General features: G+C 67.1%; 10 protein-coding genes. 7 read left to right on the forward strand and 3 right to left on the reverse strand.

Annotation, left to right across the window (positions count from 1 at the left end; all coding sequences use genetic code 11):
- The first annotated feature begins 99 nt into the window (after nt 1-99).
- The 7 genes from CEQ44_RS13365 to trxA are packed head-to-tail and all read left to right on the forward strand — an operon-like array spanning nt 100 to nt 11,328.
- Nucleotides 100-2,448 (forward strand): PAS domain-containing sensor histidine kinase, encoded by a 2,349-nt coding sequence (locus CEQ44_RS13365; protein WP_088182121.1) that lies wholly within the window; start codon nt 100-102, stop codon nt 2,446-2,448.
- Complete coding sequence (gene tsaE, locus CEQ44_RS13370) at nt 2,441-2,911, forward strand: tRNA (adenosine(37)-N6)-threonylcarbamoyltransferase complex ATPase subunit type 1 TsaE (RefSeq protein ID WP_088182120.1); 471 nt, start codon at nt 2,441-2,443, stop codon at nt 2,909-2,911. The genes CEQ44_RS13365 and tsaE overlap by 8 nt, the downstream gene beginning before the upstream one ends.
- Complete coding sequence (locus tag CEQ44_RS13375) at nt 2,908-3,894, forward strand: aminoglycoside phosphotransferase family protein (RefSeq protein ID WP_088182119.1); 987 nt, start codon at nt 2,908-2,910, stop codon at nt 3,892-3,894. The genes tsaE and CEQ44_RS13375 overlap by 4 nt, the downstream gene beginning before the upstream one ends.
- Nucleotides 3,891-4,601: a nucleotidyltransferase family protein gene (locus CEQ44_RS13380; RefSeq protein ID WP_088182118.1), complete on the forward strand. Its 711-nt coding sequence runs from the start codon at nt 3,891-3,893 to the stop codon at nt 4,599-4,601. Before CEQ44_RS13375 ends, CEQ44_RS13380 begins: the two co-directional genes overlap by 4 nt.
- The gene (addB, locus tag CEQ44_RS13385; protein WP_088182117.1) at nt 4,594-7,563 is read left to right on the forward strand and encodes a double-strand break repair protein AddB; all 2,970 of its coding nucleotides are present in this window, start codon (nt 4,594-4,596) and stop codon (nt 7,561-7,563) included. Before CEQ44_RS13380 ends, addB begins: the two co-directional genes overlap by 8 nt.
- The gene (gene addA, locus CEQ44_RS13390) at nt 7,544-10,981 is read left to right on the forward strand and encodes a double-strand break repair helicase AddA (RefSeq protein ID WP_088182116.1); all 3,438 of its coding nucleotides are present in this window, start codon (nt 7,544-7,546) and stop codon (nt 10,979-10,981) included. The genes addB and addA overlap by 20 nt, the downstream gene beginning before the upstream one ends.
- 26 nt (nt 10,982-11,007) lie before the next feature.
- Nucleotides 11,008-11,328, forward strand: coding sequence for a thioredoxin (trxA, locus tag CEQ44_RS13395; RefSeq protein WP_088182115.1), 321 nt, complete (start codon nt 11,008-11,010; stop codon nt 11,326-11,328).
- A 129-nt stretch (nt 11,329-11,457) separates the two neighbouring features.
- Here the strand turns inward: trxA and CEQ44_RS13400 are convergent, their stop codons facing one another.
- The 3 genes from CEQ44_RS13400 to argJ are packed head-to-tail and all read right to left on the reverse strand — an operon-like array spanning nt 11,458 to nt 14,097.
- Complete coding sequence (locus tag CEQ44_RS13400) at nt 11,458-12,066, reverse strand: glutathione S-transferase family protein (protein ID WP_088182114.1); 609 nt, start codon at nt 12,064-12,066, stop codon at nt 11,458-11,460.
- A 10-nt stretch (nt 12,067-12,076) separates the two neighbouring features.
- Complete coding sequence (locus tag CEQ44_RS13405; RefSeq protein ID WP_088182113.1) at nt 12,077-12,871, reverse strand: inositol monophosphatase family protein; 795 nt, start codon at nt 12,869-12,871, stop codon at nt 12,077-12,079.
- Nucleotides 12,871-14,097: a bifunctional glutamate N-acetyltransferase/amino-acid acetyltransferase ArgJ gene (gene argJ, locus CEQ44_RS13410; RefSeq protein WP_088182112.1), complete on the reverse strand. Its 1,227-nt coding sequence runs from the start codon at nt 14,095-14,097 to the stop codon at nt 12,871-12,873. Before argJ ends, CEQ44_RS13405 begins: the two co-directional genes overlap by 1 nt.
- Between the last annotated feature and the right edge of the window lie 27 nt (nt 14,098-14,124).

Below are 14,124 nucleotides of genomic sequence, written 5' to 3' on the forward strand. Positions count from 1 at the left end.
TTTCTTGTCCGCCGCCTTGGCCGTGCGACCGATCTGGGATAGGCCCGGTCGGCTTATGAACAGGGACAGGCAGGTCGCGCGGGCCGGGGGGCGGATGTCATGACGACATTGTCCCCCTATGCCGCCATCATCTTCGGCGTGGTGCTGGCCGGGTGGCTGGGCGCGGCTGTGTGGGCGCTGGTCAGCGGCCAGCGGATGCGGCGCGAGGGCACCCATGCGCAGGGCAAGCTGGACCGACTGACCATGCTGCTGGCCTCGGCCCCGGCCGCGCCGATCATCATCCATTCTGACGGACGGCTGGAAGCGGCCGATCGGCTGGCCAAATGGCTGGGTAAGCCGCGCGTGCCCACCTTCGCATCCGAACTGACCGCGCCCGATGGCGGGTTGGAGCCGGAAGACGCGGCTGCCTTGGCGCGGGAGATCGCCTCGGCGCAGCGGGCGGGCAAGAGTTTCGCCCTGCCGGTGCGGGGACTGGGTTCTTCCCGCCTTCTGCTGGTGCGTGGCGCGCCTGCCGGGCCGGGGATCGCCGAAAGCGGCGGCGTCATCCTGTGGATTTTCGACGCGACCGACAGTCAGGCGGAAATTCAGGCGTTGCGCGGCCATGTCGAGCAGTTGCGCGACGCGCTGGAGGCGCTGGCGGGGCTGGTCGAAGCGGCGCCCTTCCCGATGTGGCACCGCACGCCGGACCTGCGCCTCAGTCTGGTCAACAGCGCCTATGTCCACGCGGTCGATGGACAGGGGGCGGGCGATGTCATCGCCCATGGCACGGAACTAGTCGAGACCGTCGCCGGCCTGACGCCGCAAGCCGCCGCGGCCGATGCGATCGCCCGCGACGAGCCGGTCGAACGCATGGTCCCCGCCACGATCGACGGCGAACGCCGCACGATGCGCGTGGTCGACGTGCCGCTGGGGGCCGCGGGCGTCGCGGGTTATGCCGTCGATCAGCATGAACTGGAACAGGCGCGGGTCGAACATCGGCGGCTGGAAGCGGCGCAACGCGACCTGCTCGACCGCTTGTCTGCCGGCGTCGCGCGCTTTGGTCCCGACCGGGCGCTGCGCTTCTGGAACCAGCCTTTCATCAGCCTGTTCGGCCTGCATCAAGATGCGCTGGCCGATGCGCCGCCCTTCGAGCGGGTGCTGGACCAGATGCGTGACGCGCGGCGCCTGCCCGAACATCGCGATTTCCCCGCCTGGCGCGCGGAGCGGCGGCAATGGTTCCTCTCGCCCGAACCGCTGGAGGAAAACTGGCTGTTGCAGGACGGCACCCATTTGCGCGTCTATGCCCAGCCGCTGCCCGACGGCGGCCTCCTGTTGATCTTCGAGGACCGCACCGAGCAGGTCAATCTGTCGAGCGCCCGCGACACGTTGCTGCGGGTCCGCACCGCCACCTTCGACAATCTGTTCGAATCGATCGGCGTCTTCTCGTCTGACGGGCGTTTGCAGATGTGGAACAGCCGCTTCCGCACCATTTGGGGCGCCAATGAAGAATTGCTGGCGGGCCATCCGCGCATCGACGATCTGATGCGCGCGGTGCAAGCGAAGCTGACGAAGCCGGAACAGGCCAATCTGGTGCGCGAACTGGTGCGCGCCGCCACTGTCGAGCGCAAGCAGCGGATGGGGCATGTCGGCTTTGCGGACGGGCGGATTTTCGAATTTGCGGCGATCCCGCTGCCCGACGGCAACGCGCTGTTCACCATGCTGGACGTGACCGACAGCCGCCGGGTCGAACAGGTCCTGCGCGACCGCAACGAGGCGCTAGAGCAGGCGGACAAGGTCAAGACCGCCTTCGTCACCAATATGAGCTATGAACTGCGCACGCCGCTGACCACCATTTCCGGGTTCGCCGAGATGATGAGCGCGGGCTATGCCGGGGAACTCAGCCCATCGGCCAGCGAATATGTCGATGGCATCCTCAAGAGTACGGCGCGGCTGTCTATGTTGATCGACAATGTGCTGGACCTGACTCAGGGCGAAGTCGGCACGCTGCCGATCGACCGCGCCCGTGTCGACCTGGCCACCGTCATCCGCGCCAGCGCCAGCCGCATGATGATGGATGCGACCGCCAAGGGGATGGAGATCGACATGACGTTGCAGGACAGCCTGGGCGTGGTGCAGGGCGACGCGCGGCGGATCGGCCAGGCGGTCGATCATCTGCTGGAAAATGCGATCCGCTATTGCGGCAAGGGCGCCCGGATCCTGCTGCATGGCGACGGCACCAGCGACAAGGCGCGGATCGTCGTGTCGGACAATGGCCCCGGCATCGCGGCCGGGCAGCAGGCGGCGATCTTCGATCCGGCGGCGCGGGCCGGACAGGCGCGCAATGGTGGTCGGGCGGGGATCGGCCTGCCGCTCGCGCGCCAGTTGGCCGAAGCGCATGGCGGCACGTTGCAACTGGTGTCGGAAACCGGGCAAGGGACGATGGCCGTGATCGAACTGCCGCGTGGCTGAGGCGGTGATTGATCTGGCGGGCGAGGCGGCGATGCTGGACCTGGGCCGGCGGATCGCCGACCATGCCCGGATCGGCGACGTGATCGCGCTGGAAGGCGGGTTGGGCGCGGGCAAGACGACGCTGGCGCGCGGGATATTGGAAGCGCTGGGGCTGGAGGGTGAAGCGCCTAGCCCCAGCTTCGCCATCGTCCAGCCCTATGATGTGCCGGAAGTGCGCCTGCCCGTCGCCCATGTCGACTTGTACCGGCTGGATGATGCGGCGGAGGCCGGGGAACTGGCGCTGGGCGACTATCTGATGGACAGCCTGCTCATCATCGAATGGCCCGACCGGCTGGGCGATGCCTTATGGCCGCACGCCCTGCGGCTCAGCATCGACTTTGCCAAAGATGGGGCAGGCGATGACGCGCGGCGCTTGACAGCGGCCGTGCCGGACGCTTGGACGGAGCGATGGTCACAGATATGATCCCCCCCGCCACCGCGCCCGCCTTCCTCGCCGACGCGGGATGGGGCGACGCCGCCATCGTGCCCCTTGCCGGAGACGCTTCCTTCCGCCGCTATTTCCGCGTGCTGGAAGGTGGTCGCCGCGCCGTGCTGATGGATGCGCCGCCGCCACATGAAGACCCGCGGCCGTTCATCGCCATTGCCGAACATCTATTGGCCGATGGCTTTGCCGCGCCGCAGATATTGGCGCGTGACTTGGACCAGGGGCTGGTGCTGATCGAGGATTTCGGCGACCTGCGGGTCAAGGAGCATCTGGACGCCGATCCGGCCGAGGAACTGGCGACCTACGCTCGTGCCATCGACCTGCTGGCCGACCTGCACCGACTGCCAGCGGCTGATGTGCCGCCCTATGATCGCGCCGTCTATCAGCGTGAGGTCGGGCTTTTGACGCAATGGTATTGCCCGGCGATCGGGTTGGATGTTGATGCCGACGCCTATGTCCGCGCCTGGGATGCGGTGCTGCCTATCGTGGAGCGGTCCGCCAGCCCGACCGTTACCGTGCTGCGCGATTATCATGCCGAAAATATCATGCTGATCGACCGCGACTCCTCCCATGGTCTCGGCCTTCTCGATTTTCAGGACGCGCTGGCGGGCCACCCGGCCTATGATCTGGTGTCGCTGTTGCAGGACGCCCGCCGCGATGTGCCGGAGGCGGTCGAGGCGGCGATGCTGGCCCATTATAAGGCGGTCGCGAACCCGCCCGCCGATTTCGACGCTGCCTATGCGGTGCTGGGCGCGCAGCGCAACGCCAAGATCATCGGCATCTTCACCCGGCTGTGGAAACGCGACGGCAAGCCGCGCTACCTGTCCTTCCTGCCGCGCATGTGGGGACTGCTGGAGCGCGACCTGGCCCATCCCGCGCTGGCGCCGGTCGCCGACTGGTTCGCCGCCAACATCCCCGCCGACCAGCGCCACCATGCGCTTGGGCAGTTCGCCCCCGAATGATCGACACCGCCATGCTGATGGCCGCAGGGCTGGGCAAGCGGATGCGTCCGCTGACAGCGACGCGGCCTAAACCGCTGGTCAAGGTGGCGGGCAAGCCGCTGATGGACCATGCGCTCGACCGGCTGGAGGCGGGCGGCATCCGCAAGGTGATCGTCAACGTCCATTATCTGGCCGACACGGTCGAGGCGCATCTGAGGGCGCGCAAATGCGGGCTGGATTTTGCAGTTTCGGACGAGCGGGCCAAGCTGCTGGAAACCGGCGGCGGGCTTATCCGGGCGAAGCCGCTGCTCGGCGATAAGCCCTTCATCTGCGCCAATAGCGACAATCTGTGGATCGACGGACCACAGGAAACGCTGGCCATGATGCAGCGGATCTGGAACCCGGACAGGATGGACGCGCTGCTGCTGCTGGTGCCGCTGGCGCGTGCGACCTGCCACACGGGGCCGGGCGATTTCCACATGGATGCCAATGGCCGGTTGAGCCGTCGCAAGACCGCTTATGTCGCGCCCTTCGTCTTTACCGGGGTCCAGATATTGTCGCCCTCGCTGCTGGTCGATCCGCCAGGCGACGTGTTTTCCACGAACATCTTCTGGAACCGCGCGATCGAGGCGGGGCGGCTTTACGGCGTGTCGCACCAAGGGCTTTGGTTCGACGTCGGCACGCCCCAAGCCATTCCGGTCGTGGAATCGATGCTCGCGCATGGGTGAGAAAACGCGCCCTGCGCTCTTCACGATACCGGCGCATCGCGCCTTTGCCGATGCATTGGCGGCGGGGTTGCTGGCGCAGCATCGTGGGCATCCCATGACGCTGGCGCAGGGCATGGTCCTGCTGCCCAACAACCGCGCGATCCGCGCGGTCAGCGACGCTTTCGTCCGGCAATCGGGCGGCGGGCTGCTGCTGCCCCGGCTGGTCGCGGTCGGCGACCCGAACCTGGGCGAGCAGGTGGGCGGCGCGCTCGATCCGCTGGGGGAGGCTGACCCCGTTCCACCCGCGATTGCGCCGATGCGCCGCCAGATGATCCTTGCGCGCATGGTCCAGGATGCGCAGCCGGGTATCGACGCCGGACAGGCGCTACTGCTGGGACAGGCGTTGGGCGCAGTGCTGGACCAGATGCAGGTGGAGCGCGTCCCGGTGAGCGCCCTGCGCACGCTGGCGCTGTCCGACAAACTGTCGAGACATTGGCAGACATCGCTGACGATGTTCGAGATATTGATCGCCCGCTGGCCCGGCGAGTTGGCGCGGACCGGGTGCATCGACCTCGCCGACCGGCGCAACCGGCTATTCGATCGGCTCGCGGCGCGCTGGGCGGCGCACCCGCCGTCGGGCTTCGTCGTTGCGGCGGGGCTGTCCACCACCGCGCCGGCCGTCGCCAACCTGCTGCGCCGGATCGCTATGATGCCCGTTGGCATGGTGGTGTTCGCCGGCCTGGACCAGCATATGGACGATGATGCATGGCAGGCGATCGGCCCGTTCGATCCCGATCCGGTCACCGGCCGCGCGCCACCGGGCCATGAAAGCCATCCCCAATATGCGCTCAAGCGCCTGCTCGACCGCATGAGCGCGACGCGAGACGATGTTGCGCAATGGCGCTGGGGCAGCGAACATGATGCGCGGGCGGTGCGCGGGCGCAATATCTCCAACGCCATGTTGCCGCCCAGGCTGACGAGCCGCTGGCGCGACCTCAAGACCGCCGACCGATCGCTGGCGGGGGTCGAGGCTTTGGAGGTCGCGACGCCAGGCGAGGAAGCGCAGGCCATCGCCATTGCGCTGCGCGAGGCGCTGGAGACGCCGGAGCGAACCGCCGCTTTGGTTACGCCCGATCGCCAACTGGCGACGCGAGTGTCGGCGCATCTGCGACGCTGGGGCATTGAGGCGGACGATTCGGCGGGGCTGCCGCTGTCGCGCCTGCCGCCCGGCACCCTGCTGATCGCCATGGCGCAGGCGGTTGCGGAGCGGTTTGCGCCGGTCGCGCTGCTGACCTTACTCAAACATCCGCTGGTGATGCGGGGTGAGGGGCGTCTCCCTTGGCTGGAGGGGGTGCGCGCGCTCGACCTGCTGCTGCGCGGGCCGCGGCCACAAGCGGGGTTGGTGGGCATCGACCTGCTGATGCATCCACGCGACGACGATCGGCAGCGGGTGCTGCGCGCGCAGGTGCGGGACTGGTGGCCGATGGCGCGACCGTTGCTGGAACCGCTGGAAAATGCCTTCGCCGCCGCCGCGGACCTGAGCGGACAATTGGCGGCGTTGCGCGAACAGGCGGGTGCGCTGTCCAGTGATGCCGTCTGGGCAGGCCATCAGGGCCATGCCGCCGCCGACCTTTTCGCCGAGATGGAGGGTGCTGCGCCCGAAGGCCCACGGCAGGCCGATCCGCGCGCCTTGCCGGTGCTGCTCGACCATATGCTGGGCGGCGTGTCGGTGCGCCCGCCCCAGGGGGGCCATCCGCGCATCACTATATTGGGCCTGATCGAGGCGCAGCTGACGCAGGCCGACCTCATGATCCTGGGCGGCCTCAACGAAGGCACATGGCCGGGCCTGCCGTCGCCCGATCCCTGGCTCGCGCCGCGCATCCGGCGCGAATTGGGGCTGCCGGGGCTGGAAACGCGGATTGGCCTGGCCGCGCATGATTTCGCAGGGGCGCTGGGCGCGCCGCATGTCCTGATCACCCGCGCGCGGCGGGGGAGCGGCGGGCCGGCGGTGGCGTCGCGTTTCTGGCTGCGGTTGAAGGCGATGGCAGGGCCGCAGTGGAAGACAGCGGATCGTTATGCGACGCTGGCGCAGGCGATCGACGCGCCGGGTCGGCATAGCCCGGCCGACCGTCCCGCGCCCGCGCCGCCGATATCCGTCCGGCCGACTGTCATCCCTGTGACGGATGTCGATCGGCTGAAGGCCGACCCCTATGCCTTCTACGCCAAACGGGTTTTGCGCCTCAATCGGCTCGATCCCGTCGATGCCGATGCAGGGCCAGCCTGGCGCGGCACGGCGGTCCACGACATTCTCCAGCGCTGGGCGGAGGCGGAAACGCTCGACCCCGCCGATCTGGAAGCGCGCGCCCGTGCCATGTTCGACCAGCCCGAAGTTCATCCCCTGCTCAAGGCGCTGTGGCAGCCGCGCCTGATCGAGGCGATCCGCTGGATCGCGGCGCAGGTCGCCAGCGACAAGGCGGAGGGGCGCACCATATTGGCGGTCGAGAAGGAAGGGCGGGCCGACATTGCGGGCGTAACGCTGATGGGCAAGGCCGACCGGATCGACCGGCTGGCCGACGGGCGCATCAGCATCATTGACTACAAGACCGGCAAGCCGCCCAGCGCGCGGCAGGTGAAGGCAGGTTTTTCGCTGCAACTAGGGCTGCTTGGCATCATCGCGGAACTGGGCGGGTTCGAGGGCCTTGGGCCGCAACCGCAAGCGGGCGACTTCGAATATTGGTCGCTCGCCAAGAAGGGCGACCAGTTCGGCTATCGCGAACGGCCGGTCGATCCGATGGGCAAGCGCGACAAGATCGTCACCGACCAGTTTACCGCGCACGCCCATGAACATTTCGAGGCGGTGGCGGAGGCCTTCCTGCTCGGCACGACCCCCTTCCGCGCGGAGATCAACCCCGAAGTCGCCAATTATGGCGATTATGACCAGCTGATGCGGCTGGAGGAATGGTATGGCCGCGACGATGGCTAAGACGCGCGCCCTTCAGAAATTGCTCGGCGATCAGGCGCGCGCCGCCGCGCCCGATGCCCATGTCTGGTTGTCGGCATCGGCCGGCACCGGCAAGACCCATGTGCTGACCGCGCGCGTCTTCCGCCTGCTGTTGCAGGGCGTGCGGCCGGAAAATATCCTGTGCCTCACCTTCACCAAGGCGGGCGCGGCGGAAATGGCCGACCGTATCCACGATCGCCTGGCCGCATGGGTGCAGATGGATGGCATAGATCTGGCCAAGGATCTGATGGCGCTGGGCGAGGATCACGGGCCGGAACAGCAGGATCAGGCCCGCCGGCTCTTTGCCGAAGTGCTGGAATCCACCGGCGGCGGGCTGCGCATCCAAACCATCCATGGCTTTTGCCAGCAATTGCTGACCGCTTTTCCGCTGGAAGCGGACCTGACACCGGGCTTCCGCCCGCTCGACCAGCGCGAGCAATCCAGCCTGGCGCGGCAGACACTGGCCGACATGGCGGTGCGGGCGCATGACGGGGATGATGCAGAGCTGATCGGCGCATTGCAGGCGATCAGCCTGCGGTTGGGCGAAGGTGGAGCGGAACAGTTTTTGTTGCGATGCGCGGCGAAGGGCGACGCGCTGAACGACCTGCCCGACGCGATCGGGCCGTGGCTGGCGACGGAGCTGGAGTTGCCCGAAGGCGACATAGATGAATGGCTTGGCGAGCAATGTTCGGACACGTTGTTCGATATGCGCACGCTGGACAGCATCGTGCGGGCCAATGTGGAATGGGGCAAAGGGCGTGGGCTGGAGCGGTGCGACCGTATCGCTGCCTGGCGTGGGCTGGACCCTGTGGGTCGGGCGGCGACGCTGGGCGATCTGCATCGCGCCTGGAGCAAGGCGGACGGCGATTTTCTGGAGAGCAAGGGCTTCGTCCCGCCGATCGACGGCTATGGCGAGATGGCCAGGCGGCTCTACGATACATGCGGCGCGCTGATCGCGATGAAGCTGCGCGCCGATTATGCCGCACTGCTGGGCCAGGCGCTCCATGCCGGGCGGGCCTATGCGCGCGATTATGCCCAGGCCAAGCGGCTGGCGGGGGCGGTCGATTTCGACGATCTGATCGCCCGCACCGCCGCCTTGCTGGAGCAGCCCGGCATCGCCGAGTGGATACGCTATAAGCTGGACCAGCGGATCGACCATATTTTGGTGGATGAGGCGCAGGACACCAATGCCGCGCAATGGCGGATCGTCCGCACCCTGGCCGAGGAATTTTTCGCAACCGAATGGGAGGTCGGGCAGAAGGTCCGCACCATCTTCACCGTGGGCGATTTCAAGCAGGCTATCTTCGGTTTCCAGGGCACCAGCCCGGCCAATTTCGCCGCCGCGCGCATGCTGTTCCAGCGCGACGCGGACCAATCTGGGCATGATTTCTTCAATCTGTCGCTCGACCAGAGTTTTCGCTCGACGCCCGCCGTGCTGGACGTGGTGGACCGCACCATCTCCACGCTGCGTGCGGAACGACTGGGCATGGACCCCGGCGAGGTGCGCCATGTCAGCGCCAACCGCCATCCCGGCGAAGTGCAATTGTGGAAGCCCGTCGTCGCCGGCCTGTCCGAAGATGTGGAGGGTGAGGAGGATTGGGCCGCCGATCAGGAGCGGGTCCTGGCGGGAAAGATAGCCCAGCAGATCAAGCAGTGGATCGACGATGGGCTGATGCTGGAAAGCCGGGGGCGGCCGGTGCGCGCGGGCGACATCATGATCCTGGTGCGGCGACGCAGCGAACTGGCGCGGCTGATCGTCGCGCGCCTCTATGAGGAAAAGGTGGCGGTCGCCGGGATCGACCGGCTGCGGCTCAATGCGCCGCTGGCGGTACGCGACCTGCTCGCCGCGCTGCGCTTTGCGGTGCAGCCGGAGGATGAGCTGAACCTGGCCTCGCTGCTGGTCTCGCCGCTCATCGGCTGGACCCAGGATGAGTTGATGGTCCGGCTGATCGGTCGCAAGGGTGCGCTGTGGCGGCATCTCCAGCAGACGATGGACGATGCCGCGTTGCAGCCGCTGCGCAATTTGCTGGCGGTGGCGGATTTCACCACCCCCTATCGCTATCTGGAGGCAATATTGTCGGGGCCGATGGACGGACGGCGGCGGCTGGTCGAGCGGCTGGGGACCGAAGCCGCCGATCCGATCGAGGAATTGCTGAATGCCGCGCTCGCCTTCGAAAGCGACGACCATCCCTCGCTGCAGCGCTTCATCGACTGGTTCGACCGGGGCGAAGTGGAGATCGTGCGCGATGCCGCGGCGCAGGGCGACAATCTGCGCCTGCTGACCGTTCATGGCGCCAAGGGGTTGCAAGCGCCGATCGTCATATTGGCGGACGCCTGCCTGGACCCTGATGCGGGCAACCGTTCGGATTCGCTGCTATGGAACGGCCTGCCGATCCTGGCCCCTCGCAAGCCCGAACGGCAGGGACCGATCGGCGAGGTCGCGGAGGCGGCGGCGCAGGTCGAGCGGGAGGAGCATTGGCGGCTGCTCTATGTTGCGTTGACCCGCGCGGAAGAGCGGCTTGTCGTCGCCGGATCGCTTGGCCCCCGCGCCAAGGGGGAGGTGAAACCGGAAAGCTGGTATGCTGCGGTCGAAGGAGCGATGATATCGCTGGGCACGGACTGGGAGGCCGATCCGCTGTGGGGCGGGGTGCGCCGCTGGCGCGGGACCGAGCATCTGGAGCCGCGCAAGGCGGAGGCGGAAGAGGCGCGCGCAGCGATGCCGATCGTCCAGCCAACATGGTTGCGCGAACCGGCCCCCGCCGAATCGCGGCCGCCCCGTCCGCTCGCGCCGTCCGCCCCGGTGGAGGACGACGTGCCCTATCCGCCGCCGACGCAGGCGATGCGCGCCGCGGCCGAACGCGGGCGCTGGCTTCATGCGTTGTTCGAACGGCTGCCCGACCTGCCCGCTGACCGGCGACGCGATGCGGCGGATCGCTGGCTGGCCCAGCAGGGCGTGACCGATGCGGCGCAGCGGCATGACGTCATCGACCAGGCGATCCAGGTGATTGACGCGCCGGACTTCGCCGCATTGTTCGGCCCCGATGCGCTGGCCGAAGCGCCGATCGCGGCGGTGGTGGGGGAGGCGGTGATCGCCGGCACCGTCGATAGGCTCTGCATCGGCGCGGATCGTATCCAGCTGGTCGATTTCAAGACCGGACGTGTCGCGCCGCTGACGCTGGCCGAAGTGCCGACCGCCCATATCCGCCAGATGGCGGCCTATGTCGCGGCGCTGGAAGTGATCTTTCCCGATCGCACGATCGAGGCGGGGCTGCTCTACACCAGCGCGCCGCGCCTGATCGTGCTGCCGCCCCCGATGCTGGCGGCGCACAAGCCCGGCTATATACCCGCGCAGGAGAATTTGCCGCTCCTGCCCGTTGAGACGGATGCGCTGCCGTCCTAGATAGGCTGCAACATAAGGAGACTCTCATGGCCACCAAGGCAGTTACCGACCTCAGCTTCAAGGCCGATGTCATCGATTCCGATAAGCCCGTTCTCGTAGATTTCTGGGCCGAATGGTGCGGTCCGTGCAAGATGATCGGCCCGGCGCTGGAGGAAATTTCCGAGGAACTGGGCGACCGCGTGTCGATCGTGAAGGTCAACATCGACGAAAATCCCGATGCGCCGGGCCAATATGGCGTGCGCGGCATCCCGACGATGATCCTGTTCAAAAATGGCGAAGCGGCCGCGACCAAGGTCGGCGCGGCACCCAAGAGCGCGCTCAAGGGCTGGATCGAAAGCGTTCTCTGAAACTTTTCCGTTCGTCCTGAGTAGCCATCGAGCGAAGTCGAAATGGCGTATCGAAGGATGCTTCGATACGGGACTTCGGCTTCGCTCAGTCCCTACTCAGCACGAACGGGTCGCTTGGACGTGCAAGGTTCATGTCAGCGGGATCATCACCGACTGGGCATAGGCCGGGCGGGCGCGCAGCCGGTCGTACCAGGCGCGCACATGCGGCACATCGGGCCGCTCCATGTCGAGCGTGAAGAAACTATGGGCATAGACGCCCATCGGTACATCCGCGACACCGAAAGCGACACCTGAAAGCCATGGCTGGACGGCGAGCGTCCGGTCCAGGATTTTCATAGCCGCGCCAGACGCCGCTGCGGACATCGCCAACAACTGTCCATCTCGCTGTTCGGGCGAGCGTCGCACCAGTTGCAGGAAGGCGTCCCGCTGCGCATCGGCGAAGGCGAATTGCCAGTCCATCCACTTGTCGCCCTGCGCCCGCTCCGCCGGATTGGCGGGCCACAAGGTAGGGGCATGGCGCGTCGCAAGATAGCGCAGGATAGCGTTCGATTCCCACAGCACGACGTCGTCATCCTCGATCGTGGGGATCAGCGCATTGGGGTTCTTCGCCAGATAGTCCGCGCTCATGCCATAGGGACCGCCGACGTCATGGCGGACATAGGACAGGCCGATCTCATCCGCGAACCAGACGACCTTCTTCACATTATGCGAATTCAACCGGCCCCAGATCGTCAGCATGGCAGTCCCTTCATCCAAACAGCATCGCCGCCGCCCTGTCCCACAACCGGGGCGATGACGCGCCCATCAGCCCGCGCCGCAGGTCGCCCACGACATAGGGTGTCCCATCGGTGCGCTGGCAGCAGCCGCCCGCTTCATTGACGAACAGCGTGCCTGCCGCATGATCCCAGGGCAACGTACGCGCGAACACCGACACGTCATTCTGCCCCAGCACCAGCCGGGGATATTGCTCCGCGGCGCAACGGGGAATGTCCACCAGCGTAAAGCTGGCCTGCGACCGGCGCTCTATGTCGGCGCGTTCCTCCGCCGACATGAAGAAGGTCGCCAGCGCCGCGATCGGCAGCGCGCCGCCGGTTTCGCGCGCCTGCACCCGTTCGCCATCGACATGACTGCCGCCGCCCAGCATCGCGTGGCACAGCCGCCCGGTCAGCGGGTCGAGTATCCAGCCGGCCAGCGTCGTGCCACCATCGGCGAGCGCAATGATGATACCAAAGGGAGCCTTACCCGCGGCGAAATTGCCGGTGCCGTCGATCGGGTCGATGATCCAGTTGAGCCCTTCGCCCGCCCGGTCGAGGATGGCGGGGTCGGCGGCGCAGGCTTCCTCGCCGATGATCCCCGCGTCTGGCAGGATGGCGGCCAAGCCTTCGGCCAGCCGGATCTCGCTCTCCTTGTCGGCGATGGTGACGAAATCATTCGCCGCCTTTTCGCTAATCTCGTCGCTGGCCAGATTCTGATAGCGCGGCATGACGATGTCGCGTCCCACAGCCTGCATCAACGCGACGACGGGATCGTGCAGTGCGAGCATTAGCTGCGGTAATCGGCGTTGATCGAGATGTAACCGTGCGTCAGGTCGCAGGTCCAGACCTGCGCCCGGCCTTCGCCCAGGCCCAGATCGACGCCGATTTGGATGTCCTGCCCTTTAAGATGCGCGGCCACCGGCGCTTCGTCATAGCCCTCGACAGCCAGGCCGCCGGTCGCCACCTGCGTCGCGCCGAAGCGGATCGACAGCTTGTCGCGCTCGGCGGGTTCGCCCGCCTTGCCCACGGCCATGACGATCCGGCCCCAATTGGCATCCTCGCCCGCAATGGCGGTCTTCACCAGCGGCGAATTGGCGATGGAAAGGGCGATGCGATGCGCGCTGGCGTCGCTTTCCGCGCCCTCGACCAGGATGTCGATGAACTTGGTCGCGCCTTCGCCGTCGCGCACCACCAGATGGGCGAGTTGGCGGCAAAGGTCATGCAGCGCTGCGTGGAAGGCGTCCGCCCCGGCATCGTCCATGCTGGTGATCGGCGCGTTACCCGCCTTGCCGGTGGCAAAGGCCAGCACGGTGTCGCTGGTGGACGTGTCGCTATCGACCGTAATGCAGGAGAAGCTCTTGCGGTTCGCCGCCGACAGCATCTGTTGCAACAGCGCCGGGTCGATCGCGGCATCGGTGAAAATATAGCCCAGCATCGTCGCCATGTCCGGCGCGATCATGCCCGACCCCTTGATAATGCCGACCAGTTCGACCCGCGTGTCGCCGATAATCGCCGACACATGCGCGCCCTTGGGATAGGTGTCGGTCGTGCCGATCGTGGTCGCGGCCTCTTCCCAACCGCAAGGCGCGGCGGTGAAGGCGGCTTCGAGGCCCGCTTCGGCCTTGTCGATCGGCAAAGGCACGCCGATCACGCCGGTCGAGGAGACGAAGATGTCCGATGGCAGGCAAGCCAGATGATTGGCGACCTTGGCCGCGATCGCCTCCACCGCCGCGCGACCGCGATGGCCGGTGAAGGCGTTGGCGTTGCCGGCGTTGACCACCAATGCGCGCGCCGAACCGAGCGGGATGGCGTCGCGGCACCATTCGACTTCGGGCGAGGGGCATTTGCTCTGGGTCGTGACGCCCGCGACGGCGGTGCCCGCGTCCAGCTCGACATAGGTGAGGTCGCAGCGGTCCCAGGCCTTATATCCGGCGCGGGCCGTGCGCAGCGTGACGCCTGCAATCGACGGCAGGACAGGGAAGGCGGCGGGGGCGAGGGGGGAGCGGTCGGTCATGCCGCGCGAAATGGGACAAAATCAGGC

Origin of the sequence: Sphingobium sp. Z007 (assembly GCF_900013425.1) — a bacterium.
In the GTDB taxonomy this organism is placed as follows: Bacteria; Pseudomonadota; Alphaproteobacteria; order Sphingomonadales; family Sphingomonadaceae; genus Sphingobium.

Bases quoted from the DNA above. Each gene is read 5' to 3' on its own strand.
- CEQ44_RS13365 (WP_088182121.1), top strand. From the start codon at position 100: ATGACGACATTGTCCCCCTATGCCGCCATCATCTTCGGCGTGGTGCTG.
- CEQ44_RS13400 (WP_088182114.1), bottom strand. From the start codon at position 12,066: ATGCTGACGATCTGGGGCCGGTTGAATTCGCATAATGTGAAGAAGGTC.
- CEQ44_RS13405 (WP_088182113.1), bottom strand. From the start codon at position 12,871: ATGCTCGCACTGCACGATCCCGTCGTCGCGTTGATGCAGGCTGTGGGA.
- trxA (WP_088182115.1), top strand. From the start codon at position 11,008: ATGGCCACCAAGGCAGTTACCGACCTCAGCTTCAAGGCCGATGTCATC.
- CEQ44_RS13375 (WP_088182119.1), top strand. From the start codon at position 2,908: ATGATCCCCCCCGCCACCGCGCCCGCCTTCCTCGCCGACGCGGGATGG.
- addA (WP_088182116.1), top strand. From the start codon at position 7,544: ATGGCCGCGACGATGGCTAAGACGCGCGCCCTTCAGAAATTGCTCGGC.
- argJ (WP_088182112.1), bottom strand. From the start codon at position 14,097: ATGACCGACCGCTCCCCCCTCGCCCCCGCCGCCTTCCCTGTCCTGCCG.
- CEQ44_RS13380 (WP_088182118.1), top strand. From the start codon at position 3,891: ATGATCGACACCGCCATGCTGATGGCCGCAGGGCTGGGCAAGCGGATG.
- addB (WP_088182117.1), top strand. From the start codon at position 4,594: ATGGGTGAGAAAACGCGCCCTGCGCTCTTCACGATACCGGCGCATCGC.